The following is a 22,990-nucleotide window of genomic DNA, read 5'->3' on the forward strand; positions in this document are numbered from 1 at the left end:
CAGAGTTACGGCGGCCATAGCGGAGGGGAAACGCCCGGTCCCATTCCGAACCCGGAAGCTAAGCCCTCCAGCGCCGATGGTACTGCACTCGACAGGGTGTGGGAGAGTAGGACACCGCCGAACACAATTTAACGGAATGCCCCCGACCTCACGGTCGGGGGCATTCCGCATTTCGAAACCACCCCCGGATCACATACATTCGCGGACAGCGAGGCGGGCAGCGCATCGTATCCCCGGCCGGTCTTCGGGGCTCCCACGAAATTCTGTGGCACAGTCGATGTCGATGAAACTCGCCGTCGGCCAACAGCGCCTCAGCAGAATTCTGCTCGATTTCGATCTGACCATCGAGTTCGACAGTGGTGCCACCATTGCGTTCAGTGAAGTGACGGTCGACGACCTGACAGTCGACGAGGACAATCAGTTCGAGGGCCTACGTGCGTTCGCGGCACTGCACGGACTGGTGTGCGAAGACGCAGAGTACGACGAATCCGGTGTTCTCCGTCTAACTTTCGAGGGACGGCACACAGTGGTGGCCACTCCGCGAGACGAAGTCGAATCATGGGAGTACAGCGACGCGGATGGATCGATCGTATTGTGTGGACCGGAAGGGTCCGTCGAATCGTGGCCCGCACCCGCGCACCCGAAAGCGGAAGCTCCGACCGTCGAAGGTATTCCATCGATCGGCGCGACCGTGGTTCGGCTCTCGACAGGCGACGACCCTGCCGTCGAGTTCTCGGACGGTACGAAGCTGTTGTTCGACCTCCCCCTCGATGCCGGGTACCTCGTGTTGCGGGAGAGCGTGACGTCGAGCTCGGAGTCCGACGGTTCGACACCGGGCGATTGGGTCGTCGAACTGTCCTCCGGGCACGTGATCTTCTATCGCCCGCGCACGAGATAGGGCCTACCGAACTGGGTTTCGACGCCAGGGGAGAACAGCACCGAATCCGGCGGTCGGGTGCTGACATCGGGCAAGCCGGCTGCAGCCACGAGTTCGTCCGAACAATGTGTGAGATCCGCGTCGACCAGTGGCCAGTGTCGATGCACGTTCGGAACGTACAACAAGCGTCCGGCCAGCGAGGTGTGCAATCCCCAACGCGCGGTGAGGAACACTGCCAGCGGGTCCTCGGACATATCGCGTGACCCTCTGACGACGCCGAAGTCCGTGGTTGCGCCTCGATGTGGTGGTGCGAGTCGCCGGCTGCGGTAGCCGATCGTCCGACTGTCGTCGTCGATGTCGATCGATGACCAGCGGTACGGAATGCGAGCGGCGTTGGTGCCCAGCACGACTGCGAGTCTGGTTGCCTCCAGCGAGCGGAACACGACGCCGCGTCGACCCTCTGCGTCGATGGAATACAAGCGAACGTTGATCTCGCCGAACGTGCCGAAGTACGGAACCGGGTGCCGATATCCGAGCCCGGCACCGACCATGTGGAAGCCGATCAGACCGACCCACGACGAGCCGTCGAACTCGTCGGGAGTACACCCTCGGGGCAACAGTGGGGCGACAGCCGAACTCGGAACCCGCCAATGCAGAAATACCAGCCGCTCCCATCGCTGATCCATCACGATCGGACGAGGCAGCAGCGGTGGCCGCGGCCAGAGGCGTCGGGCATCGTCTCGATTCATTGTTCGAGAGTAGGCGCGACGCGTCAGGAGGCGGTGAATCGGGCGTGCACGCTTGCCGAGATCGTGATGTTCTCCGGCTTGAGTGCAAACCCGACGGGTGCCGATGTCGCTGCGAACATACGGTTCGAGGAGTCGGGTCCGCCCTGTTCCGCGACGCCCGTCAGCAGGCCGGGGTCGGCTACAGCGACAGCCTGCACGCCCGTCCGGCCCAGGCTCGACGCGTAGGCCTCGGCTTTGGAGACGGCATCGCGCACGGCCAGTTCTCGGACTGCGAGGGTGTGCGCAATTCTGCTGGATTCGGTGAGGTCCCAGTCGAAGTGGTCGATCGCCACTCCTTCGAGTGCAGAGGCGGCGTAGACGAACGCATCGACCAGATCGAGTTGGCTGAACTGCACCTCCACGGACGCCTCGGCTTGATACACGTACGGCAGTTGCTCGCCCTCGTGATTGAACGGACGGTGACGAGAGTGGCGGACCTGGTCCACCGACCACCGATCGATGGGGCCGCCGTCGCTGTTGTAGAGCGGCTCGACCAGTCTCGTGAGCTCCCGGACGAGTTGCTGGGCGGGCTCCGACGCGGATTCCGCAGTACGGCCGTCGGTGCGAACGGTCAACGAGAGTGTGCACTGTTCGGGTGGGTAGGTGGCTGCGCCGTGACCGACGACGGTGATGTCGAGTGCTTCAGGGCTCATGGCATTCAGTGTGGCATCCGGGCACTGCGGCTTCACAGGACATCGACACTGCTGGCCGACGCGTCAGGTGGGGAGGACAATCGCGAACATGCTTCCAGTTCTCGACTTCGCTTCTGCCGATCACGATCCGCAAGCGTTCCAGCGATCACTGCGCGAGGCCGCCCACCGGTCCGGCTTCTTCTATCTCGTCGGACACGGGATCGAGACCGGACGGATGCACGAGGTGCTGCGCCTCGCGCGTGAGTTCTTCGCCGTGCCGGACAGTGTCAAGGACGAGATCAGTCAGCTGAAGAGCCCCCACTTCCGCGGCTACTCGCGGGTGGGCGGGGAGCTGACCAACGGCCGGGTCGATTGGCGAGAGCAGATCGACATCGGTCCCGAACGACCGGCCATCGACGGGGCCGACGGGTACTGGAACCTGCAGGGGCCCAACCTGTGGCCGTCACAACCGTCCGGATTCAGAGAGACGTTCGAGCAGTGGGAGCAGTCCGTGTCGAGTCTCGGGCTCCGGTTGCTCCGGCACTGGGCGCAGTCACTGGGTGCGCCCGAGAACGTGTTCGACGATGCTTTCGCCACCGCGCCGGCGACGCTCATGAAGGTCGTGCGTTACCCGGGTACCCCCGATCACTCGCAGGGCGTCGGCGCGCACAAGGACTCCGGGGTGCTGACCATGCTTCTCGTCGAACCCGACTCTGCCGGGCTGCAGGTGGAGACGACGCCGGACACGTGGATCGATGTACCGCCGCTGGACGGGGCATTCATCGTCAACATCGGTGAGCTGTTGGAAGTGGCCACCGGTGGCTACCTGCGGGCGACGCGGCATCGGGTGGTCGCACCAGGGCCGGGCACAGACCGTATATCGATACCGCATTTCCTGAGCCCCGCGCTCGACGCCGTCGTACCGGTCATCGAATTGCCACCCGAGTTGGCGCAGTTCTCACGCGGCGTGGAGATCGATCCCGACAACCCCATCTACAGCACTTACGGCGAGAACGCGTGGAAGTCCCGCACACGTGCGCATCCCGACGTGGCGCAGTTGCACCACGGCATCGTTCCGGCCGGACAGCAGTCCGCCTACTGACGTCGGTTGCGCTCCTGACGGGATGCGCGCCACTGGGCCCACGCCCCGGTGCACCACAGCGCCCAGACGATCAGCAGTGGCTGGAACAGCAAGCGGATTCCTCGTGCCGTATCGGAGTCGAGGCCGAACGCATCGGTGTGGGTGACGAACTGCGAGATGTTGCCTGGGAAGACCGCAACGAAGAACGCGGCGACCACCCAACCCACGAGCGGTGCGCGAGCAGTCCAGAACAGCAGCGCCAGGCCGAGCACGATTTCCACGACGCCCGATGCCAGTACGACGAAGTCGGTGCTCAGTGGCACCCACTCGGGAACCTGCGCTGCGAACGTCTCGCGCGCCCAGAAGAGGTGGCTGAGGCCCGCGAAGACGAGGAACGCTCCCAGTACTACTCGTCCGATGGTGCGAGAAATCGATTTCGTCATGGCGTCATGAGACACCACGGGCACACTGAACACCATGACCGGGAGCGCTTCGACCGACTTCGCTCGTCGCCGATGGGTACTGCACGTGGACCTCGATCAGTTCATCGCGGCCGTGGAAGTGCTGCGCAACCCCGAGCTGATGGGGAAAGCAGTGGTGGTCGGCGGCAGGGGAGACCCGACCGAGCGCGGGGTGGTGTCGACGGCATCGTACGAGGCGCGGGCGAAGGGCGTCGGATCCGGAATGCCGCTGCGTATCGCCGCGAAGAAGATCCCCGACGCGGTCTTCCTCCCCGTGGACAAGCCGGCGTACGACGAGGCGTCGACCATGGTCATGGACACTCTGCGGACGTTGGGCGTCGTGGTCGAGGTGATCGGCTGGGATGAGGCGTTTCTCGGTGTGGAGACCGATGATCCGGAGCGCTTCGCACAGACGGTGCACGACGCCGTGTTCGACGCGACGGGTCTGCATTGCTCGGTCGGCATCGGAGACAACAAATTACGAGCCAAGATCGCCACCGACTTCGACAAACCGCAGGGTATCTATCGCCTGACTCAGGACAATTGGTTCGAGGTGATGGGCGATCGCGGTACGGACGCGCTGTGGGGGATCGGCAAGAAGATCTCGAAGAGGCTGGCGGCCCTCGGCATCTCGACAGTCCGAGAGCTGGCCGATGCCGAGGACGCGGACCTCGCCGCCGCGTTCGGACCGAAGATCGGTCCGTGGCTCGGTACGAAAGGTCGAGGTACAGACCTTGCACCGGTGACGTCCGAGCCGTGGGTTGCACGGTCACACAGCCGTGAGGTCACGTTTCAGACCAACGTCGCAGATTGGGCGGTCATCCGAGACACGGTGGCCGGTCTGACGTCGAAGGTGTTGGCCGACATCGAGGCCGAGAACCGGCCGGCCGTTCGGGCGGCACTGAAGATCCGCTACGCGCCGTTCGAGACGCACACCGTCAGCGCACCGATCGTCGGCGCGCCCACCTTCGATCTCAAGATCCTGATCTCGGCTGCGGTGGCACTCGTCGATCGCCTCGACCACAGCCGGGAGGTCCGTCTCATCGGCGTTCGGCTGGAAATGACTCCGCCGCAACCCCTCTGACTACTTGCGGCCCGCCGCCCAGCGCAGGCCCCAGCCGTACTTCTTGTCCAGGTCTGCCTGACTGCCCTGGATGTATTCGACCTCGCGGGTGACGGTGATCCCCGCAGAAGTGTTCTCCAACAGAGCGATCGAGCAGATTCGCGCGGAGTTCTCGGCCGAGTCGAGACGTACCTCGACCTGCGGTCCGCTGGTGGGGTACAGCGTCACCACCCCGTCCACTGCGGCCCAGTTCGGTGCGCCGTCGTAGATCATCGCGAAAATCAGAATCCGAGCGAACTTCTCGGGTTGGGCGAGGTTGATGTGCATGTTCTCGCCGCCACTGACCGAGCCGGAACGGTCGTCACCGTCGAGGGCGATGAACGGGGCGTCCTGCAGCGAGCCGAAGCTGTTACCGAGCGCCTGTACGACGCCCTTGGAACCGTCACGCAGCTCGTAGAGGCACCCGAGGTCGAGATCGACGCCTCCGGAGCCGTACGACGCGGCTGCCAGCTTGGCGAGAAAGCCCTTCTTCTTCGGCTGTGCCGCGGGTGCGCCGGTCGACCAGTTGAGGTTCACCCGCATCGAACCCTGCTTCTCGCCGGACTTGGTCAGGCTGATCGTCGGTGACGCCTTGGACAGCGTCACCTTGCTCAGGCTGACGGGTGCTCCGGGTTGCTGCGCCGGGTTCTGCCCGGTCGAGGGCTTGCGGGTGTAGTCGATGGCCATGGTGGAACCTTCCGAAATGGTCGGTGACCGGATCGCGATGTCCGGTTTGGGCGGTGTGTCGACAATAACTGCCCGTCCGATGTGCTCGATGCCCGCACCGACACACAGGACGCTCGACAACGTCGTTTACGGCCTCGGCACGTTACGCAGATTCGACTTGGCCATCCGAACCGCCTCGCCGACACCGCCGTTCAGCACGACCTTGCTCATCGCAAGTGCGAACCCCTTGATCTGTTCCCCGGTGATGGTCGGCGGGACCGAGAGCGCGAGCGGATCGGTGACCAGTTGCACCAGCGCGGGACCATCGACAGCGAACGCGGTCTCGAGCGCGCCGCGGATGTCCTCGGGCTGCTCGACGCGTTGCGCGTGGATACCCGCTGCGGCAGCGATGCCGGTGTAATCGACCTGGGGCACGTCGACACCGAAGTCCGGCAGGCCGTCGACCAGCATCTCGGCCTTGACCATGCCCAGCGTCGAATTGTCGAACAGCACGATCTTGACGGGCAGCTTATACATCGCGACGGTCAGCAGCTCCGAGAGCAGCATCGAGAAACCGCCGTCGCCGGAGATCGAGACGACCTGGCGGCCAGGATTGGCGAACTGTGCGCCGATCGCGTGCGGCAGGGCGTTGGCCATCGAACCGTGCAGCATCGACGCGACGAAAGCCCTTCTGCCGGTGGGGTTGATATAGCGCGCGGTCCACACGTTGCACATGCCGGTATCGGTGGTGAAGACGGCGTCGTCGGCAGCGAGGTCATCGAGCACCGACGCCGCGTACTCGGGATGGATGGGGACCAGCTTCTCGGCGTTGCGGGTGTACGCGCCGACGGTCTTGCCCATCAGATCGTTGTGCTTGTCGACCCGCTTCTCGACGTAGCGGCGGTCTGTCTTGCGATCGACCAACGGCTGCAACGCATTCAGCGTGGCGAGAACATCCCCGTGGATCGGGTACTGCACCGAAGTCCGACGCCCCAGTTTCGTGGGATCTATGTCGATCTGCGCGGTGGTGACGTCCTCGGGAAGGAACTGCTGATAGGGAAAGTCGGTGCCCAGCAGGATGAGGAGATCTGCGTCGTGGATTCCCGCGTGTGCCGCGCCGTATCCCAGCAACCCCGTCATGCCGACGTAGTACGGGTTGTCGTACTGAATGAATTCCTTGCCGCGCAACGAATGTCCGACGGGAGCGCCGATGGTGTCGGCGAACGCGACCACCTCGTCGTGAGCGCCCTTGACGCCATAGCCGGCGAAGATGGCGACCTTCTCTGCACTGTTGATGGCGTCGGCCAGCTTCTGGATGTCCGCCGTGGGAGGGGTGACCACCGGTGCGGCGGGAATGGCGATCGGATCCATCGTTCCGGCAGCCGACAGCTCGGCGATGTCGCCGGGGAGCGTCAAGACAGACACGCCACCGCCGGTGATGGACGCATTGATCGCTGCGCGGAACACCCGAGGAGCCTGCTCGGCGGTGGAGACGAATTCGTTGTAGAGCGAGCACTCACCGAAGAGGCGGTCGGGGTGCGTCTCCTGGAAATAGCCCGAACCGATCTCACTGCTGGGAATGTGCGAGGCGATCGCCAGAACCGGTGCGCCGGAACGGTGTGCGTCGTACAAGCCGTTGATCAGATGCAGGTTGCCCGGGCCACACGAACCCGCACACACGGCCAGTGTGTCGGTGGTCTGCGCGTCGGCGGATGCAGCGAACGCAGCGGCCTCCTCGTGGCGTACGTGAATCCAGTCGATGCCGCCCTTGGCCGATCCACCGGTTCGACGCACCGCGTCGACCACTGGATTGAGACTGTCGCCGACGATGCCGTAGATGCGTTGTACGCCGGCGTCGACGAGTCCTCGAACGAGTTGATCGGCCACTGTGGTGGACATAAGCAATTCTCCTCGGATGTAGTGGCGCGTTCGGATCGATGTGCCTCACGTGCGCCGGTTGGACGCCTTCCCTGTGCCGAGGGCGTATCAAACATAGAAGTGCTGCGCGATCCATACCGCAAGAGGAAAGCCCAGGTAGAGGCCCGGCGCGATCTCCGTCACGTGGCGATATTCCTGCCAGCACCCAACCGGTTTTGCTGGTGGCCCTACGCGGACAGCCGCAACACTCGGACGGAAGCTACGGTTCCCAGCACCAGTACCCCGGTCGCGATGGCGAAGGCGATCGAATACGAGTCGCCGATGGCGGGTGCGACGATCAGTGGGCCGAGTACCTGCCCGACGCCGTAGACGGCAGTCAGTGTTGCCGCGGTGCGTCCGATGGGCAGTGTCTGAGCGGTGCTCATCGTCAGCATCGTGATGCCCATGAACGTTCCGCCGAACAGCAGAGCCGAGAACACGGCGGCGACGGTGTTCCCGGTCAGGGCGGGGAGCACTGCTGCGATCGACTGCAAAGCGAACGCCGCCACCAGGGCGTTGCGCATGCTGGTTCGGCGGGCGACTGCCTGCCACAGGACCGTCGCCGGTACCGCGGCGAATCCGACGACGATCCACACCGCCGGACCGACCGACGTGCTGCCGTGGCCACCGACCGCCGCCACGAGAAACGTGCCGACGACGATGTAGCCGAGACCCTCGAGGAAGTACGCGAACAGCAATGTCCGCCATACGGTTCGGGTCCTGCCGTCGATGTCGCCGGGCGCAGCCCGCGTTGCGGGCTCGGCATGCACCCGCAGCGTCCACGCCGGGGCGACGAGGACCACTGTCAGCAGCGCCGAGCACACCCACAGCGCCTCCCAGGACAGGTGCGGTCCGAGAAGCAGCGTCAGAATTCCCGACGCCGCGATGCCTGCGCCGACGCCTCCGAACGCGATACCGGGTGAGGCGCCGACGGCGCGATGCTTCGTGACGGTGCTCGCGCAGGCGATGAAGACCGCGGCGCTCGCCAGGCCCGCCAGAAATCTCAGGGCAGAGAACGCTGCAGTGGAATGGACTGCGGCCATGGCCACCTCGCTGGCGACGAGGACCACTGTCCACAGTCGGAACGATGTCGTCGTGTTGATCGACGGGCGCACCGACAATACGATCGCGCCGACGAGGTAGCCGGCATAGTTCGCGGTTGCGATGACGGCACCGCTGCTCGGGGTCACCTCCGCCGCGTCGACCATGATCGGTAGCAGCGGCGTGAACACGAATCGCCCGACGCCCATCGCGGCCGCGAGTCCGGCCGCGGCAGCGAACGATAGTCGACGGCCGTTCATTGCGGTTGCCCTCCTAAGTCGTTAGCCGCGCCAACGGTACGCGTTGTATCCCTGTCTCATCGAACCGAGCAGCAGGGAACCGATCGCACCACCGGTGCGTCCAACACCTGATACCGACTGTGGGGGACGCATGAGTGAAACGAAGTACACCGACGCAGAACGACCCACCTGGGTCCCGTACTGGCCGAACACGTTGGGACGCCTGTGGCAGGCAATCATCGCAACCGTGGCAGTGGTGGCGGTTTCGATCCATCGTGGCCAGCTCGCAGTGCGCGGTGACGACCCTTGGCACACTACCGGTCCGATGGTTCTGCTGGCGGTGGTGATCTGCGCTGGGTCGGGCTCCACGACAACGTGATTCGGTGGGGGATCCCCGTCCGATTCGTCCGGCGCATCGAGGACGACGTACACGGGAGCGGTATGTCCATTCCGCCCCGGACGGCCAAGCTCTGGTTGATCGTGCTTGCGTCGATCGCTGTGACGGGGATCGGGGTCGCTCTGGCCAGGAGCGAGATGTTGGCTCCGGTTGGCATGCCGATCGCCGGAAGTGGTGCCGTCGTGCTGCTGGTGACGCTCGGGTTCCGCAGCAGCGTCGAACTGCGTTTGTTCGCGGACGGATTTGTCAGACGCAGACGGTCGTGCATGTTCTTCTTTCCGCGCACTCACGACATCCTCGTGCGATGGGACGATGTGGAGCAGTACGAGGCCTCGACGTACCGAACGTCAGAGAAGCGGGGGAGTGGGTTCACCGAGCCCGTACTGTACGTCCGAGCGACTGGGCTCGATATCGAGCGTCCCCGCAACCGGCTGGATCAACCGGACCGGATGGCGATTCGCATCCATTTGCTCGCAGCCGAGCCGAATGCAGTTCTGGCATTGATGAAGTGGTGCACGGACGGCCCGGTCAACCGGATTCGCATGACCGGCTACGACTCACCCGACCTGCTGGTGCCACCACCGCTTCGTGAGCGACTGGAACTGTCGCGGTCCTAGCTTCGGCACGGAACCGATCACGGGCTCGCTGCGTCAAACCCGATGACGCCGATTCACCGGGCGTCGATACGGTGCGACTCGGGGGAGCGTCATGACAGTGAATGTGGATCCATCGATCCTGCGGCAGTTCTCGAATGTGTTGTCGGGAACAGGGGAGGCGATCGCCGAATTGGATACCCTCGCCCCGTTCCGAGAATCCGAGAATGCGTTGCAGGGTACCGACTTCGATGCGGCATGTGCGTCGGCGGCTGCAGCGGCAGCGGGAGCTGTTGCAGCACTGGCCGGTCGGGCCGAATGCGTCGCTGACATCGCGCGTGGTGTCGCACAGAACTACGAGATCACCGACGACGAACTCGCCCGCCGCCTCGCTGCGATGGACCAGCCGAAGTGACCCCGACGGTGCCGCACGTCGCGGGCTGGGAGCCGGAGTCGATGCGCAAGACGATGATCGAACTGGCCGAGATTGTCGAACGCGTCAACGGCCAGCGCGCCGGGGTGTTGGAGGAGCAGGACGTGCTGGCCGAGACGTGGACCGGCGAGGCAGCAGCCGCCGCGGCCGAACGAGTGGTGACCGAATGCTCCCGGATGAGCTCGGTGTGCGGTGAGATCGATTTGCTCGGTGCGGCATTCGTGACCGCAGCAGGAATGGTCGACGCCGCGAAGACGCATCTGCAGGCGCAGGTGTCGGCGGCGACCACGAGCGGGTTTGCCGTCCGGGCAGACGGTGTGGTCGATCCCGACGGGATGATTGCGCTGATTCCGGACAGCCTGCGCGAAGAGAAAGTACGCCAGGCCGACGAATTGCGCTCTGCTGCAGCTCAGTTGACCCGGGACATCCAAGATGCTCTGAAACAGGCAGAGCGGGCCGCCCTCGACGCTGCGCAGCAGTTGGCCGAGCCCACAAAGCTGTTGACCGCGCTTGCGCTCGGCAGCCCTACCGGGAAATTCGTCGAGAACTCGGATGGATCGTTCTCATGGGTGCCGGACTGGCCGACGACCATAGCGTCGACAGTGATCGGAGGCATGGCCGACGTGACGAGGAGAGCACTCGAATTTCCAGGTGTCGGTTCCGTGGACGACGTCGCCAGAAACATCGGCCGCGGACTCGGGGCGTTCGGTGGTGTGGCCGGAGCGATCCCCGGATTCGCTCAGAACATCGACGACGGGATGGACCCGACCAAGGCCGTCATCGTCGAGGCAGCACCCATCGCTGCCGGGGCCGCCACGACATGGGTGTTCGGTGCCATCGGCAGCGTGGCAGGTTCGATCGTTCCGGGACCCGGCACGGTGGCCGGCGCGGCGATCGGTATTGCTCTCGGAGGTGCCGTCAATTACGGCGTGTCCAAGCTGTTCGAGGCGAAGTGGAAATGAGCCGAGACGAAGACAACCACGCCATCTCGAAGCACGCCGTCTGTTCGCTGCGTAAAAGCCTTGTAGGGCAGCAGAAACCATTGTGGGTCCGAACCTGGCGCAGTGTGCATGTCGGGTGGCTCATAGCGTTCGTCGGTCTCGCTGGGGCATCCGTAGCGATTCTTGTGACCCCCGTCCTTCTGCTCGAGCCCCTTCCCCCGGATGTGCTCATGGGCGTGTTGTGGCTCGCGTTTCTGGTGATCGTGGCACTCGGACAGTCTGTGGTGATGTCCGGCGTAGGGTCTGCGCGGCTGTCGCGTTTCGTGCGACCGATCGAGGTGGCTGCGGCGGGACGTGGTTTGTCCGTGCCCGGGCGGGGAGACTTCCTGATCCGGAGCTTCATCTTCGCCTTCGCGGTTCTGCTCGGCTTTTCGTACTTCTACTGGAGGGACGACGAACCTGGACGTCGCCAGTTCAGGGCAGAGATCTCGACGCTCGTCGGAGCCCCGGTGGGCCTTCTGTGGTTCGTTCTGGGATTCGTCATCGTCAACCGGACGAGAATTTCACTGCATCCCGACGGCATAGTGCAGGAGATCTATCGACGTCGGGCATGGAAGGTGACGAGCGACGTCACGGTTGTTCCGTGGGACGGGATTGTCGGCCTGCAGCCACAGACACATCCGAATCCGGCGGTGCCCCATCCGCATCTGTACCCCACCGTCCGCGTTGTATATCGCGAAGCCGACAGTGAATTGGATCAGGAACTGACGCTGATGGTGTGCGAGAAAAAGGTCGAGCCCAATTCGTTGCTTGCTCTGTTGCAATGGTGTCGCGACAATCCATGGGCGCGCGAACAGCTTGCTCACGACGACGCACGAGAATTGCTTCGCCCGCCCCGGTTCCTCGATCGCATCGAAGCAGACCGAGCGGCATCGATGTCGGGTCGACGGGACGTCCAGTGACTACTCGGGAACATTCGATGCAGAGCTTCTTGCAGCAGCAGGGTGTCGAGCTTGTTCCGGTACATCTGGACGAGTGCAGCAGATTCGGTCTCGAACTGCCGACGATGCCGGGCTGGGACGTGGTTCCCGAGCACCTGTTCCCGCATGCCACCGCGGTGCTGTGTTCGCCGGCGGACGCCGTCGACGGGTTCGTGCCGAATGCTCTGGCGCTGGTGGGGAAATTGACGCGATCGGTGGACCCGGTGTCGTTGCTGGAGTGCGGGTTCGGAGATTCATGGACGTTGCCGGGTTGGGTCGAGGTCAGCCGCGATCGAGCATCGCTGCGCGGGCTACCGTCCGTCGCGATCGCCGGTCGGTACGACTGGGATGGGCATCTGCTCTTCGCGCGGACCCGCTACGTGGTTGTCCACCACATCGTCGATCAGTACCTCGTGCAGCTGACGGTCACTCTGCCCGATCCGAGCAGGACCCGATTGGGTTGGGCAGCAGACGAGTTCGTCGACGAGGTACGTATCGGTCGACGCTAGCGAATCGGTAGTGCCCGCAACAGCGCTGCAACGTCCTCGGTATCGCCGAGGGAGTCGACGATGTCCTCGATGACTGCGGTATCGGATTCGCCGACCAAGCGAGCGATCTTGGCGCGCACCGCACTGAAATTCATCGGGAAATGGTCGATGTCGCCCACCGGATTGGGGGCGGTCGCAGAAAGTGTGGTTCCGTCCCGAAATTCGATCGTCACTTCGGCGGCTCGGCGCTCCGGTAGCAGCGCGTCGAGCTCGGTCGATGTCGTGACGTCGACACGGTCGCTCAACGATTCGGCCGCGGAGAAGCCGGCACCTCGGGGATCCAGAGAATCGACGTCTATCTCGTCGGAAACCAAGGCAGCTGCCACCACGAACGGCAGCGAGAACATCGCACCCAGCCTGCTGGAGGGGTGCCGGCGAAACAGCGGTTCCGCCAGCGAATGTGTCCGTACCCGTACATGTTCGACGTCCTCTGCTGACCAGTCCGCACTCGCGCGCAGGCTCTGTACGGCGTCCACCGCGGCGTGCGTGTACGAGCAGCTGGCGTGTTGCTTCGTGTAGCCCTCCAACGTGAGCCAACGATCGCCGAGGTCCTCGGTCAGTCGGGCGGTGTTCAGCGTCCCTACCAGTGCGCCCAGGGTGTGTTCGATAGCCCCCGAGTTGTGCACTACCCCTGATCGAGCCAGCCTGGCCGCGTTCACGCCCGCGCGCGCGGCACCGCCGATCCACAGGTTTCGTGAGAAGTTTCCGTCGAGGACGACTGCCCATGGTGCCACTTGAACCAGCGCAGACGACGAGTCGATCGCCGCCGCGACCTCGTTCGCATCGGCGCCGCGAAGCAATGTCGCTGCCGTGGCAGCACCGGTAGCACCCCAGTGCCCATGGGTGTGCCAGGAACTGTGGCGGGTCAGTGCCCAGCCGAATCGGGCAGCAACCTCGTAGCCCGCCACGACGGCCGCCAAGAACTTCGAACCCGGGATCGGCGTCGGTGCCAGCCTGGCCGCAGCGATCGCCGCTGGAAGCACATGTGCGGCGGGATGTCCGGCGGCGTACTTGTTGCCCTCGTCCAGCTCGAGGCAACACGATGCGATGGCGTCGAGTTCGGCCGCCGTGTCGATGGTGGTGCCGACGCTTCCGCCTATCGGGTACGTCGATCCGGGCTCCGCATCCCACTCACGACGCACCGCGACCATCTCGGCGGTGCGGGAACCGGCGAGGGTGACACCCAGCAGATCGAACAGAATCAACCGAATCCGGTCGTCGAGCGGTGCGGGCAGGGGCGCACTTGTGAGTTCGACCATCACTGTGGCCAAGGCGTCCACCGCAGGCATATGTTCCGTTGAGCGAAACGCTGAAGAACCGTTCATCCGTGGACTGTAGAAGGCCGAAAAAGAAAGAGTCAATGATCGAGACGTACGACTAGGGGACTGCTACGCTCGGCTTGCCGCTGGAACGGCTTCTTGCGGGCCGTAAGCGTTTCGGCTAGCGAAACAATATTTACGCTGGTGCGAGTTGCGCGCGCAGCGTCTAACGAGGAGAAGAAGCAATGTCCGATCCACTTCTTCGTGCCGTCCAGGGGGGCGTGCATGCAGTCGATCTCGGTAGGCAGCTCAGGGTCGGCATGCCGCAGTCGCCGAATCATCCGCAGTTCTGGCACACGTTGCCGCGCCGGCACGGTGATATGACACGTGCGGATGGCGGCAGCGCCGCGAACGACATGATCACCACCGGAACACATGTGGGCACCCATATCGACGCCCTTGCTCACGTCAGCCAGGACGGAAAGTTGCACGGCGGGGCCGATGCCGGTCAGTCGTGCCTGGGCGGCAAATACGTCGAACACGGCGTACACACCATCGAACCCATGATCCGCCGTGGTGTGCTGCTCGACATCCCGAGACTCCTCGGTGTCGGTCGTTGCGAGGGTGGATACGAGATCACCGTCGACGATCTGCAATCGGCCTGCGCTGCAGAGAAAATCGAGATCGAACGAGGCGATGTCGTGTTGATCCGCAGCGGCTGGGGGCAGTTGTTCGCTGAGGGGCTGCCCTACGTCGGTGGTCCGTCCGGAGTTCCTGGGGTCGGAGAAGCGGGCGCGCAGTGGCTGGCGGACAAGGGTGTCCACGCTGCGGGTGCGGACACGATCGCGTTCGAGCGGCTCGCCCCCGGTGGCGGACATGCGCTGCTACCCGCGCACCGAGTTCTGCTGGTGGAGAGCGGGATCTACATCATCGAAGCGCTGGACCTCGAAGAGCTCTCCCAGCAGGAATTGTTCGAGTTCACGTTCGTTCTCGTTCCGCTCAACATCTTCGGTGCAACGGGTTCGCCGGTCCGGCCGCTGGCGGTGACGTCCGCATGACCGAACGCACACTCGCGCAGCACCTGGCGCATTTCGCCGCAACCACCCGCTATCCGGATCTGCCCGACGCCGTGGTCGCATCCGTGGGGATGCGGGTGCTCGATACGCTCGGGATCGCGGTGGCGGCCACCGACCTGGAGACGAGCAAGGCCGCGACCGCATGGGCCCGTGAACAAGGCGGGGCAGCAACGGCATCCGCGATCGGCCTCGACATTGCCCTTCCTCCCGCGTTGGCCGCGTTCGTCAACGGAGTGCTCGCACACTCACTGGACTTCGACGACACACATCTCCCGTCGATCCTGCACCCGAGCGCCAGTGTCGTGCCCGCGGCTCTCGCAGCCGCTCAGGAGCATGGAGCCGACGGCCGAGAGCTCGTGCGCGGCATCGCCATCGGCCTCGAAGTCTGTGTGCGCATCGGTATGGCGGGATTCGACCCGGCCACCAAGAACTCGGTGTTCTTCGAGCACGGTCAGCACGCGACGTCCATCTGCGGTGCGATGGGAAGCGCCGTGGCCGCCGCTGTCATCGGTGGTGCGTCCGAGGAGCAGATCGTCGACACGATGGGTATTGCCGCGTCGATGGCGTCGGGCATCATCGAGGCCAACCGCACCGGAGGCACCGTCAAGCGCATGCACTGCGGTTGGGCGGCGCACTCCGCGCTCTCCGCGGCAGGGCTTGCGCGACACGGGATCACGGGGCCGCCGACGGTCCTCGAAGGACGGTTCGGCTTCTTCCAGGCCTGGCTGCACGAGCCTGGCCGAGCCAACGAGATTCTGGACGGACTCGGCACCGAGTGGGCCGTTCCCGGAATCTTCTTCAAGCCGTATCCCGCCAATCACTTCACCCATGCCGCAATCGACGCAGGAGCAGCCCTGCGGGCGAGGGGAGTCCGGCCGGAGCAGATCGAGAAGCTCGAGCTCGGGGTGCCCGCGGCAAATCTGCGGACCATCGGCGAACCCATCGATGTCAAACGCACGCCCGAGACCGGTTACATGGCGCAGTTCAGCGGCCCGTACGCCGTGGTCGTCGGCCTGCTGGGTGGGGGCGGACTCGGTGCGGCACTGGAGGACTACACCGACGAGTTGGCGAAGTCGGCGGATCGACGGGCCCTGATGGCCAAGGTCGACGTCGTACCGGATCCGAAGTGCGACGCCATCTTCCCGCATCAGTTCCCAGCGGTGCTGACCGCAACACTGAGCGACGGAACAGTGCTGGTCGAAGAGGTACTCACCACGCGTGGCGGACCCGAACGATCACTGTCCTTCGACGAGGTCTCGACCAAGTTCACCAGCAACGCACGGCCGTTCCTCACCGAAGTCGAGCTGAAGGAACTTGCCGGTCGATGCGATCGACTCGGAGACCTGACCGACATCGGAGCACTGCTTGCGCCGTTGACCGATCTGAAATCGACCACGCAGCAATAGGACAGTCCTCGGGCATCGTCACTCGTGTGGCGGTGCCCGAGGCATAGTTCGACCAGTTCAGGCCCGTCCGAGAATCTCCCGCGCGCCCCGGACCACTGCCTCGTCGACGAACCGTCCGTTGTCGTCGACGGTCGGTCCGCCCTGCGAATCCGCGTAGAGCTGTACCAGTCGACGTGCTGTATCGACATCGTCCACCGACGGCGTGAGCGCTGCATTGATGATCGGAACCTGACGGGGGTGCAACGCAGTCCGGGCTCGGAATCCCATCTGCACGAAACGTTCTGTGGTGCCGACGAAACCGTCCAGGTCCCGAAAATCGGTGGACGTCGGTGCAATAGGTGCCGCCAGTCCCGCAGCAGCACAATCGATCACGACGTTCAGGCGAACAGCGTCGATCATCGGCTCGGTGGCCGCCGAACGGGTGATCCGTAGATCGGCGAGCAGGTCGACCTCACCGATCCCGAAGGTTCGTACTCTGTTGCATCGAGCCATTTCCGGCAGGGCGCGCAGCGAGTGCGCGGTCTCGATGAGGCCGATGAGTTCGACCTCGCCCAGATTGTGCTGGGTGAGCAATCGGTCTGCACGCGTGAGTGACTCGACCGAACACTTCGCCACCATGATGCCGGTGACTCCGCCCTCGGCGACGGCCTCGAGGTCTTGCATCATGAATTCGGGGGTGACGCGGATCCAGATCTGGGTATCGGTCGACGGCTCCGAGGCCAACCATCGCGTGAGGGCGGCACGCGCCCGGTCCTTCTCCGGCAGTGGAACCGCATCCTCCAGGTCGATGATCACAGCGTCGGCGGCACCGCCCGCGGCCTTGTCGAACAATTCGGGCTTGTTCGCCGGTACGTAGAGGAACGACCGGGCGGAGGTGGGGTTCATCGAGCTGCACGCGCTTCCAGGATGGTGGTGATGGACTGGGCCGCCGCGACAACTTGGCCGGCGTGAACGATGTGTTCGTCGTCTGCGGACGATGAGTAGCGGAAGGCGGGGCCGGAGGAGCTGACCGAACCGAGCACGTGCCCTGCGGCGTCGAAGAACGGCGCGGCGATCGAGGCTGCACCGGTGTTTCGCTCGTTCGTCGAGGTTGCGTATCCGTTGGTGCGGATCTCGGCGAGGCGAGCGCGAAAGCGGGTCTCGTCGGCGTCCGGAGAATTGCTGCGCAGTTCCTGAAAGGCCTCCTCCGCGAACCGATCGGGGAGGAACGCCAGGATCGCTCGGCTCGATGCGCCCGAGTGCAACGCGTACTGAGGTCCGATCTCGACGACCATCTTCACCTCCTGAGGGCTCTCGTACTGATCGAGATAGACGCGTCGGTGGCCGACAAGCACCGAGAGCGTTGCGGTTTCGCGTGTGTTCGCCCGCAGCGCGCGAAGCACCGGAGCCGCGATGGACCGGACGTCGAGCTGGCTCCACGCCTTTGTACCGAGTCCGATGGCCGCCGGGCCGAGTGAATACGTCGACTCGCCCGCCACCGGCTGCACGATCGATCGTGATGCCAGCGATTGCAGAATGCGGTGCACCACAGCCTTGCTCAGGTCCAGTGTGCGGGCGATCTCGGACACGCCGAGCGCTCGATCGGATTGGGCGAAGGCGATGAGCACATCGGCAACTCGATCGGCCGACTCTGTGCCCGTCGACGTCTCCAGTACAGGCCTGTTGACCATAAGTGCACCTTTCGGGATACGCGGCCGTTCCGCTGGGCGAACCATACCCGTAACAAGAAATTGACGGAAGAGCCTGTTCTGAGGCCGTGATGCGTGCCATACTCGAATCCAGCGAGATCAATCATCAATCTGATGGTGCGCTCAGCGGAACGGTTGGTTCCGCCCAGTGGTTCGACTCGGCGCCGATGGGCGCGGAAGGCAGATTCGACAATGAAGAAGCTCGTAGGTGTGCTGACAGCCGTTGCAGTCGTGGGTGCGGCAGCATGTGGCTCCTCCACCGGTTCGGACGACTCCGGACCCATCAAGATCGGATCGGTTCACCCCACCACCGGAGCTCTGGCAGGTGTGGGCGGGCTGATGAACGACGGTGCGGCACTTGCCGTGGCCGATATCAATGCAGCCGGCGGCATTTCGTCCATGGACGGTCGGCAGTTGGAATTGGTGTCGGGCGACAGTCAGGGCAAAGCAGAGGTCGGACAGAGTGAGGCGCAGCGACTGATCGACGAGGGCGCGGTATCGCTCATCGGCACGTACCAGAGTGATGTCACGCAGAACGTCGCCTCGGTCGCCGAGCGATCCCGGGTGCCGCTCGTGATCGATGTGGCGGTGGACGACAAGATCCTCGACCAGGGATACCAATACTCCTTCCGCATGCAGCCGAATGCTTCCAGCATGGGAACCGATGGTGCCAAGGCCCTCGCCGCGATCGAGGAGCAGACCGGCCAGCCCATCGACCGCGTCTCCTACCTGCACATCGAAGGGTCCTTCGGCGACAGTGTCTTCGACGCATTCGAATCCGAGGCTGCGAACCAGGGAATCTCGTCGGTACAGGAAATCACCTACCCGGCAACCAATTTCTCCGACGCCACCACGCAGGTGCGTGAGGCCGCAGTGTCCAATCCCGACGTCATCGTCGCCACCGGCTACTACCCGGACGGACTGCTCATCGCACGCGCGGTGCAGCAGCTGAACTTGAACGTCAAGGGTGTCTACGGAATTGCCAACGGCGCGTTCGACGACAGCTCGTTCCCCGGTGACGCAGGGGCCGCAGGCGACGGCGTGCTGAGCGCCAACTACCACTACGACGCCACCAGCGACCGCGTCACCGATATCCGCTCGCGGTTCGAGGCCGAATACGGGCGTCCCATGGAAACCGCGGCAATGCTGTCCTACCAGGCGGTAGAGGTCATCGCGGCGGGGCTGAACGACGGAGCATCGAGTGATCCGGAAGATCTGCGCGACGCCATCTCCGGTGTCTCGATCGAGGATCCGCTGCTCGCCTTCAGCGGACCGATCGAGTTCGACGAAACCGGCCAGAACAAGAACGCCACCGTCATCGTCATGCAGGTTCGCGACGGAGCAGTCGCCCAGGTGTTCCCCGAGGAATTCGCCACGGACGCAATCGAGTTCCCCGTAGGAGCCGGCCAGTGACGGCCGCTACCTCGACTGCGGAGAAAACGGGAAAGAAGAGTCTCTCCGGGCTGAACCCCGGCATCCCGGTCGCAGCAGCGATCGTCGTCATCATGGCGGTGATCTATCTCGTCGGCGGAAAAGATCAGGGCCTGGTCACGCAGTCGGTAGTCTCCGGACTTCTCCTCGGTGGTGTGTACGCACTGATCTCCGTCGGACTGACCCTCATCTTCGGTGTTCTCGGCATCGTGAACTTCGCCCAGGGCGCGATGCTGACGATGGCGATGTACATCGTGTACGCGCTGTCCAACGCAGGTCTGCCGGTCTATCTCGCGACACTGCTGGCGGTTCCGGTGATGTTCCTGTTCGGCATGGTCGTTCAGGCAACACTGCTGACGAAACTGACCGTCAGTGGCAGCCACGACGGGCCGCTCCTGGTCACCCTCGGTCTGTCACTGCTGATCATCAACGTGCTGCTGATGATCTTCGGTGGGCGACCGCAATCGGTGCAGGCTCCGATCGACGGTTCCCTCGACGTACTCGGCGCCGTCGCGGCGTGGCCACGCGTGATCGCGTTCATAGGGGCTGCATTGGTGGCCGTCGCGCTCACCGCAGTGCTGAAGCGGACGCCGCTCGGATTGTCCATTCGCGCAGTCGCATCCAATTCCGAGGGAGCCAAACTGGTCGGCGTCGACATCGGGCGGGTCTATGCGCTCACCTTCGGTATCGGCGCGGCCTGCGTCGCGGTCGCCGGCGGATTGATGACGCCGTTCACCAGCCTGACGCCGTCGGTCGGAGAGCAATTCACCATCCTGGCGTTCGTCATCGTGGTTCTCGGTGGACTCGGAAGTGTCGTCGGAGCCATGGTCGGTGGCCTTGTCATCGGCCTGGTGCAGACCGTCGGCGCGCTGTACCTCCCCGGAACAGGCTCGCTGATCCTGGTATTCGCGGTGTTCGTTCTCGTCCTGTTTCTCAAGCCAGAAGGATTGTACGGAGCGCGCCGATGACAACGACAGCTGCTGCACCCAGCGCGGTGCACGACGACCCACGACTGAAAGACACCTGGCTCCGTCGCCAGTTGATCACGCTCGCAATCGGATTCGTCGTGGTGGCGGCATTGCCACTGATTCTCGGTGAGCAGGCGCAGACGGTCGCCGTCCGCACCCTGATCTTCGCGCTGATGGCCGTGGCGTGGAACATCATGAGTGGTTTCGGCGGGATGTTCAGTTTCGGCCACGCCGCCTTCTTCGGAATCGGTGCGTACACCGGCGCGTATCTTCTGGTCGACCACGGTATATCGCCGTGGATCTCGATGATCATCGCGGCGACTCTCTCGGCCGTGGTGGGAACGCTCATCGCTTATCTGTGCCTGCGCTACCGGCTCGCCGGGTCCTACTTCGCGTTGGCCACGTTCGCTTTTGCGCAGATGTTCCTGCTGCTGGTGCAGAACCTGGAGGTGTTCAACAAGACCGAGGGCTTCAATGTACCCATCCTGCCGCGTGATTCGTGGTGGATGCTGCAGTTCGAGAAGGGCAGCCCCAACTACGTCTGGATCCCGCTGGTCATCCTGACCCTCGCGGTTCTCGGCACCATCTTCTACACCCGTTCCCGAGCAGGGCAATTCGTCCAGGCCACCCGCGACGACGAAACTGCCGCAGCCTCGCTCGGTATCGACACGATGAAGTATCGGTTGATCGCCGTTGCTGCGAGTTGTGCGCTGACCGCCGTCGCCGGCGTCTACTACACGCAGTACTACTTCTTCGTGGGCCCGGAACAGGCCTTCGGTTCGGCCGTTTCCGTCGAAGCGATCGTGCCGGCCGTCATCGGCGGCATCGGAACGATCTGGGGGCCGGTCATCGGTGCAGCCGTGATCGGGCCGTTGTCGGAGTTGATCAATCAACTGCTGAGAAACCCACCTGCCTTCCTCGAATTCCTGCAAGGGACAATTGGATTGGACGTTGCCGCGTACTCGGTGATTCTGATTGCGATCGTGATCTTCCTGCCCAAGGGAATCTTCGGGACGATCCGTGAGAGGTGGAACCGATGAGTTTGTTGACCATCGAGAACCTGAGCAAGTCCTTCTCTGGCATCCACGCGGTGCGCGAGGTCAGCCTCGATGTACCCGAGCACGAATTCCTCGGCATCATCGGTCCCAACGGGGCAGGAAAGACGACCCTGTTCTCCCTGCTGTCGGGTGAGCAGCCCCCGACAGCAGGCCGAGTGATCTTCGACGGAACGGACATCACCGGATGGCCTGCGAGCAAGATCGCGCGCGCCGGGCTGGTGCGGACGTTCCAGTTGATGCGCCCCTTCGACTCGATGTCGGTGCTCGAGAACGTCACCATCGCCGCATTGTCGAAGCGCAAGTCGCGTAAGGATGCCCGGCGGCATGCCCTCGAAGTTCTGGACCGCGTCCAGCTGTCCGACCAGGTCGGCGGCAAGGTCTCGACCATGTCGACGGCAGGCCTCAAACGACTCGAACTCGCGCGCGCACTGGCCATGGAACCGCGCGTGGTACTCCTCGACGAGGTACTCGCCGGGCTCGTTCCAGCCGAGCGGGCACCGATGATCGAACTGCTGCGCACGGTGCATCAGCAAGGTCAGACGGTGATGTTCGTCGAGCACATCATGGCGGCGGTGATGGCCCTGTCCGAGCGTCTGGTGGTCATGCACGAGGGTGCAGTGCTCACCTCGGGCGACCCACGCACGGTCGTTGCCGACGACCGCGTCGTCGAGGCATACCTCGGAGAGGAGAAGACTGCATGATGCTCGAAATCGACAACCTGCACGCCGGATACCGTCGGCTCGAGATCCTGCACGGGTTGACCCTGTCGGTCGACCGGCACGAGATCGTCTCCCTGATCGGCGCGAACGGTGCGGGCAAGACGACAACGCTGCGTGCGCTGTCCGGCCTGGTGTCCACGTCCGGCGGCAGAATCATGTTGGACGGCACTGCAATCCATGGGATGCGCGCGGACCGGATCGTGCGAGCCGGGCTGGTGCACGTCGCCCAGGATCGGGCTTTGTTCGGCAGCCTCACCGTGGCCGACAACCTGGAGATGGGCGCATACACCCAGAAACGCAGCGGCGTGAAGGAATCACTCGACCAGGTCTACGCCCTGTTCCCGATTCTCGCCGAACGACGAGAACAGCGGGCCGACACGATGTCCGGCGGTCAACAGCAGATGCTCGCCATCGGGCGCGCCATGATGTCGAAGCCGCGGGTACTGACACTCGACGAACCGTCCGTCGGACTCGCTCCCAAGCTGGCAGCTCAAGTCCTCGACGCGATCGTACGTATCCGTGATTCGGGTGTGACCGTGCTGATCGTCGAACAGAACGCCGCGCAGGCACTCGCCATCTCCGATCGGGCATACGTCATCGAAAGCGGGTCGATCGTGCTGACCGGCACCGGACCCGAACTGGCACACGACGAGCGAGTCAAAGCTGCCTACCTCGGCATTTAGGAGTCC

25 protein-coding genes and 1 rRNA gene are annotated in these 22,990 nt (G+C 64.1%); 17 read left to right on the top strand and 9 right to left on the bottom strand.

What is annotated here, in order from left to right:
* The first annotated feature begins 6 nt into the window (after positions 1-6).
* Both rrf and MTX34_RS22835 read left to right on the top strand, forming a co-directional pair.
* Positions 7-123, top strand: a 5S ribosomal RNA gene (gene rrf / locus MTX34_RS22830).
* Positions 124-283: 160 nt separating this feature from the next.
* Positions 284-898, top strand: a complete 615-nt coding sequence (locus MTX34_RS22835) for a DUF6188 family protein (RefSeq protein WP_243610901.1) — start codon at positions 284-286, stop codon at positions 896-898.
* Here the strand turns inward: MTX34_RS22835 and MTX34_RS22840 are convergent.
* Both MTX34_RS22840 and MTX34_RS22845 read right to left on the bottom strand, forming a co-directional pair.
* Positions 877-1,626, bottom strand: a complete 750-nt coding sequence (locus tag MTX34_RS22840) for a YqjF family protein (RefSeq protein ID WP_243610902.1) — start codon at positions 1,624-1,626, stop codon at positions 877-879. The genes MTX34_RS22835 and MTX34_RS22840 overlap by 22 nt on opposite strands.
* Positions 1,627-1,649: 23 nt before the next feature.
* On the bottom strand, positions 1,650-2,318 hold the full coding sequence (locus MTX34_RS22845) for an SIMPL domain-containing protein (protein ID WP_243595545.1): 669 nt from the start codon (positions 2,316-2,318) through the stop codon (positions 1,650-1,652).
* Positions 2,319-2,406: 88 nt separating this feature from the next.
* On the opposite strand from MTX34_RS22845, the gene MTX34_RS22850 reads away from it, so the two are divergent.
* Positions 2,407-3,399: an isopenicillin N synthase family oxygenase gene (locus tag MTX34_RS22850; protein ID WP_243610903.1), complete on the top strand. Its 993-nt coding sequence runs from the start codon at positions 2,407-2,409 to the stop codon at positions 3,397-3,399.
* Here MTX34_RS22850 and MTX34_RS22855 read toward each other — a convergent pair.
* Positions 3,393-3,821: a DoxX family membrane protein gene (locus tag MTX34_RS22855; RefSeq protein ID WP_243595543.1), complete on the bottom strand. Its 429-nt coding sequence runs from the start codon at positions 3,819-3,821 to the stop codon at positions 3,393-3,395. The two genes, MTX34_RS22850 and MTX34_RS22855, sit on opposite strands and share 7 nt — an antisense overlap.
* Before the next feature lie 34 nt (positions 3,822-3,855).
* Between MTX34_RS22855 and MTX34_RS22860 the strand changes: the two genes are divergently transcribed.
* A complete protein-coding gene (locus tag MTX34_RS22860; RefSeq protein WP_243610904.1) occupies positions 3,856-4,923 on the top strand; it encodes a DNA polymerase IV in 1,068 nt (355 codons plus the stop codon).
* Here the strand turns inward: MTX34_RS22860 and MTX34_RS22865 are convergent, their stop codons facing one another.
* The 3 genes from MTX34_RS22865 to MTX34_RS22875 form a co-directional block, all read right to left on the bottom strand.
* Positions 4,924-5,628, bottom strand: coding sequence for a tellurium resistance protein (locus MTX34_RS22865; protein WP_243610905.1), 705 nt, complete (start codon positions 5,626-5,628; stop codon positions 4,924-4,926).
* A gap of 126 nt (positions 5,629-5,754) precedes the next feature.
* Positions 5,755-7,506: a pyruvate dehydrogenase gene (locus tag MTX34_RS22870; RefSeq protein ID WP_243610906.1), complete on the bottom strand. Its 1,752-nt coding sequence runs from the start codon at positions 7,504-7,506 to the stop codon at positions 5,755-5,757.
* Between the two features lie 206 nt (positions 7,507-7,712).
* Positions 7,713-8,825: a YbfB/YjiJ family MFS transporter gene (locus MTX34_RS22875; RefSeq protein WP_243610907.1), complete on the bottom strand. Its 1,113-nt coding sequence runs from the start codon at positions 8,823-8,825 to the stop codon at positions 7,713-7,715.
* Positions 8,826-8,955: 130 nt separating this feature from the next.
* Between MTX34_RS22875 and MTX34_RS22880 the strand changes: the two genes are divergently transcribed.
* The 6 genes from MTX34_RS22880 to MTX34_RS22905 all read left to right on the top strand — a co-directional run bounded on the left by MTX34_RS22880 (position 8,956) and on the right by MTX34_RS22905 (position 12,657).
* Positions 8,956-9,183, top strand: a complete 228-nt coding sequence (locus MTX34_RS22880; protein ID WP_243610908.1) for a hypothetical protein — start codon at positions 8,956-8,958, stop codon at positions 9,181-9,183.
* A 62-nt stretch (positions 9,184-9,245) separates the two neighbouring features.
* Positions 9,246-9,818, top strand: a complete 573-nt coding sequence (locus MTX34_RS22885; protein ID WP_243610909.1) for a hypothetical protein — start codon at positions 9,246-9,248, stop codon at positions 9,816-9,818.
* A gap of 91 nt (positions 9,819-9,909) precedes the next feature.
* The gene (locus MTX34_RS22890) at positions 9,910-10,209 is read left to right on the top strand and encodes a type VII secretion target (RefSeq protein WP_243610910.1); all 300 of its coding nucleotides are present in this window, start codon (positions 9,910-9,912) and stop codon (positions 10,207-10,209) included.
* Complete coding sequence (locus tag MTX34_RS22895) at positions 10,206-11,189, top strand: hypothetical protein (RefSeq protein ID WP_243610911.1); 984 nt, start codon at positions 10,206-10,208, stop codon at positions 11,187-11,189. The genes MTX34_RS22890 and MTX34_RS22895 overlap by 4 nt, the downstream gene beginning before the upstream one ends.
* A gap of 209 nt (positions 11,190-11,398) precedes the next feature.
* The gene (locus MTX34_RS22900) at positions 11,399-12,130 is read left to right on the top strand and encodes a hypothetical protein (protein ID WP_243610912.1); all 732 of its coding nucleotides are present in this window, start codon (positions 11,399-11,401) and stop codon (positions 12,128-12,130) included.
* 17 nt (positions 12,131-12,147) lie between these two features.
* A complete protein-coding gene (locus MTX34_RS22905) occupies positions 12,148-12,657 on the top strand; it encodes an LpqN/LpqT family lipoprotein (RefSeq protein WP_243610913.1) in 510 nt (169 codons plus the stop codon).
* Here MTX34_RS22905 and MTX34_RS22910 read toward each other — a convergent pair.
* A complete protein-coding gene (locus MTX34_RS22910; protein WP_243610914.1) occupies positions 12,654-13,985 on the bottom strand; it encodes an MmgE/PrpD family protein in 1,332 nt (443 codons plus the stop codon). The genes MTX34_RS22905 and MTX34_RS22910 overlap by 4 nt on opposite strands.
* A gap of 215 nt (positions 13,986-14,200) precedes the next feature.
* Between MTX34_RS22910 and MTX34_RS22915 the strand changes: the two genes are divergently transcribed.
* A complete protein-coding gene (locus MTX34_RS22915; protein ID WP_243610915.1) occupies positions 14,201-15,013 on the top strand; it encodes a cyclase family protein in 813 nt (270 codons plus the stop codon).
* Positions 15,010-16,437, top strand: coding sequence for an MmgE/PrpD family protein (locus MTX34_RS22920; protein ID WP_243610916.1), 1,428 nt, complete (start codon positions 15,010-15,012; stop codon positions 16,435-16,437). Before MTX34_RS22915 ends, MTX34_RS22920 begins: the two co-directional genes overlap by 4 nt.
* A gap of 57 nt (positions 16,438-16,494) precedes the next feature.
* Here the strand turns inward: MTX34_RS22920 and MTX34_RS22925 are convergent, their stop codons facing one another.
* Positions 16,495-17,322, bottom strand: a complete 828-nt coding sequence (locus MTX34_RS22925; protein ID WP_243610917.1) for a CoA ester lyase — start codon at positions 17,320-17,322, stop codon at positions 16,495-16,497.
* The gene (locus MTX34_RS22930) at positions 17,319-18,107 is read right to left on the bottom strand and encodes an IclR family transcriptional regulator (protein WP_243610918.1); all 789 of its coding nucleotides are present in this window, start codon (positions 18,105-18,107) and stop codon (positions 17,319-17,321) included. The genes MTX34_RS22925 and MTX34_RS22930 overlap by 4 nt, the downstream gene beginning before the upstream one ends.
* A 210-nt stretch (positions 18,108-18,317) precedes the next feature.
* Between MTX34_RS22930 and MTX34_RS22935 the strand changes: the two genes are divergently transcribed.
* From MTX34_RS22935 to MTX34_RS22955, 5 genes are read left to right on the top strand one after another with little or no spacing between them, the layout of a single operon-like run.
* Entirely contained in the window at positions 18,318-19,538 is a 1,221-nt protein-coding gene (locus MTX34_RS22935) for an ABC transporter substrate-binding protein (protein ID WP_243595528.1), read from the top strand.
* A complete protein-coding gene (locus MTX34_RS22940) occupies positions 19,535-20,524 on the top strand; it encodes a branched-chain amino acid ABC transporter permease (RefSeq protein ID WP_243610919.1) in 990 nt (329 codons plus the stop codon). Before MTX34_RS22935 ends, MTX34_RS22940 begins: the two co-directional genes overlap by 4 nt.
* Positions 20,521-21,564, top strand: coding sequence for a branched-chain amino acid ABC transporter permease (locus tag MTX34_RS22945; RefSeq protein WP_243610920.1), 1,044 nt, complete (start codon positions 20,521-20,523; stop codon positions 21,562-21,564). The genes MTX34_RS22940 and MTX34_RS22945 overlap by 4 nt, the downstream gene beginning before the upstream one ends.
* Positions 21,561-22,283 (top strand): ABC transporter ATP-binding protein, encoded by a 723-nt coding sequence (locus MTX34_RS22950; protein ID WP_243610921.1) that lies wholly within the window; start codon positions 21,561-21,563, stop codon positions 22,281-22,283. Before MTX34_RS22945 ends, MTX34_RS22950 begins: the two co-directional genes overlap by 4 nt.
* Positions 22,280-22,984 (top strand): ABC transporter ATP-binding protein, encoded by a 705-nt coding sequence (locus MTX34_RS22955; RefSeq protein ID WP_243595524.1) that lies wholly within the window; start codon positions 22,280-22,282, stop codon positions 22,982-22,984. Before MTX34_RS22950 ends, MTX34_RS22955 begins: the two co-directional genes overlap by 4 nt.
* Positions 22,985-22,990: the final 6 nt, after the last annotated feature.

Source organism: Rhodococcus sp. ARC_M5 (genome assembly GCF_022810405.1).
Taxonomy (GTDB): domain Bacteria; phylum Actinomycetota; class Actinomycetes; order Mycobacteriales; family Mycobacteriaceae; genus Rhodococcoides; species Rhodococcoides navarretei.

Coding starts and splice junctions, on each gene's coding strand:
- MTX34_RS22835 (WP_243610901.1), top strand. CDS start 284: ATGAAACTCGCCGTCGGCCAACAGCGCCTCAGCAGAATTCTGCTCGAT.
- MTX34_RS22840 (WP_243610902.1), bottom strand. CDS start 1,626: ATGAATCGAGACGATGCCCGACGCCTCTGGCCGCGGCCACCGCTGCTG.
- MTX34_RS22845 (WP_243595545.1), bottom strand. CDS start 2,318: ATGAGCCCTGAAGCACTCGACATCACCGTCGTCGGTCACGGCGCAGCC.
- MTX34_RS22850 (WP_243610903.1), top strand. CDS start 2,407: ATGCTTCCAGTTCTCGACTTCGCTTCTGCCGATCACGATCCGCAAGCG.
- MTX34_RS22855 (WP_243595543.1), bottom strand. CDS start 3,821: ATGACGAAATCGATTTCTCGCACCATCGGACGAGTAGTACTGGGAGCG.
- MTX34_RS22860 (WP_243610904.1), top strand. CDS start 3,856: ATGACCGGGAGCGCTTCGACCGACTTCGCTCGTCGCCGATGGGTACTG.
- MTX34_RS22865 (WP_243610905.1), bottom strand. CDS start 5,628: ATGGCCATCGACTACACCCGCAAGCCCTCGACCGGGCAGAACCCGGCG.
- MTX34_RS22870 (WP_243610906.1), bottom strand. CDS start 7,506: ATGTCCACCACAGTGGCCGATCAACTCGTTCGAGGACTCGTCGACGCC.
- MTX34_RS22875 (WP_243610907.1), bottom strand. CDS start 8,825: ATGAACGGCCGTCGACTATCGTTCGCTGCCGCGGCCGGACTCGCGGCC.
- MTX34_RS22880 (WP_243610908.1), top strand. CDS start 8,956: ATGAGTGAAACGAAGTACACCGACGCAGAACGACCCACCTGGGTCCCG.
- MTX34_RS22885 (WP_243610909.1), top strand. CDS start 9,246: ATGTCCATTCCGCCCCGGACGGCCAAGCTCTGGTTGATCGTGCTTGCG.
- MTX34_RS22890 (WP_243610910.1), top strand. CDS start 9,910: ATGACAGTGAATGTGGATCCATCGATCCTGCGGCAGTTCTCGAATGTG.
- MTX34_RS22900 (WP_243610912.1), top strand. CDS start 11,399: ATGGGCGTGTTGTGGCTCGCGTTTCTGGTGATCGTGGCACTCGGACAG.
- MTX34_RS22905 (WP_243610913.1), top strand. CDS start 12,148: ATGCAGAGCTTCTTGCAGCAGCAGGGTGTCGAGCTTGTTCCGGTACAT.
- MTX34_RS22910 (WP_243610914.1), bottom strand. CDS start 13,985: ATGCCTGCGGTGGACGCCTTGGCCACAGTGATGGTCGAACTCACAAGT.
- MTX34_RS22915 (WP_243610915.1), top strand. CDS start 14,201: ATGTCCGATCCACTTCTTCGTGCCGTCCAGGGGGGCGTGCATGCAGTC.
- MTX34_RS22920 (WP_243610916.1), top strand. CDS start 15,010: ATGACCGAACGCACACTCGCGCAGCACCTGGCGCATTTCGCCGCAACC.
- MTX34_RS22925 (WP_243610917.1), bottom strand. CDS start 17,322: ATGAACCCCACCTCCGCCCGGTCGTTCCTCTACGTACCGGCGAACAAG.
- MTX34_RS22930 (WP_243610918.1), bottom strand. CDS start 18,107: ATGGTCAACAGGCCTGTACTGGAGACGTCGACGGGCACAGAGTCGGCC.
- MTX34_RS22935 (WP_243595528.1), top strand. CDS start 18,318: ATGAAGAAGCTCGTAGGTGTGCTGACAGCCGTTGCAGTCGTGGGTGCG.
- MTX34_RS22945 (WP_243610920.1), top strand. CDS start 20,521: ATGACAACGACAGCTGCTGCACCCAGCGCGGTGCACGACGACCCACGA.
- MTX34_RS22950 (WP_243610921.1), top strand. CDS start 21,561: ATGAGTTTGTTGACCATCGAGAACCTGAGCAAGTCCTTCTCTGGCATC.
- MTX34_RS22955 (WP_243595524.1), top strand. CDS start 22,280: ATGATGCTCGAAATCGACAACCTGCACGCCGGATACCGTCGGCTCGAG.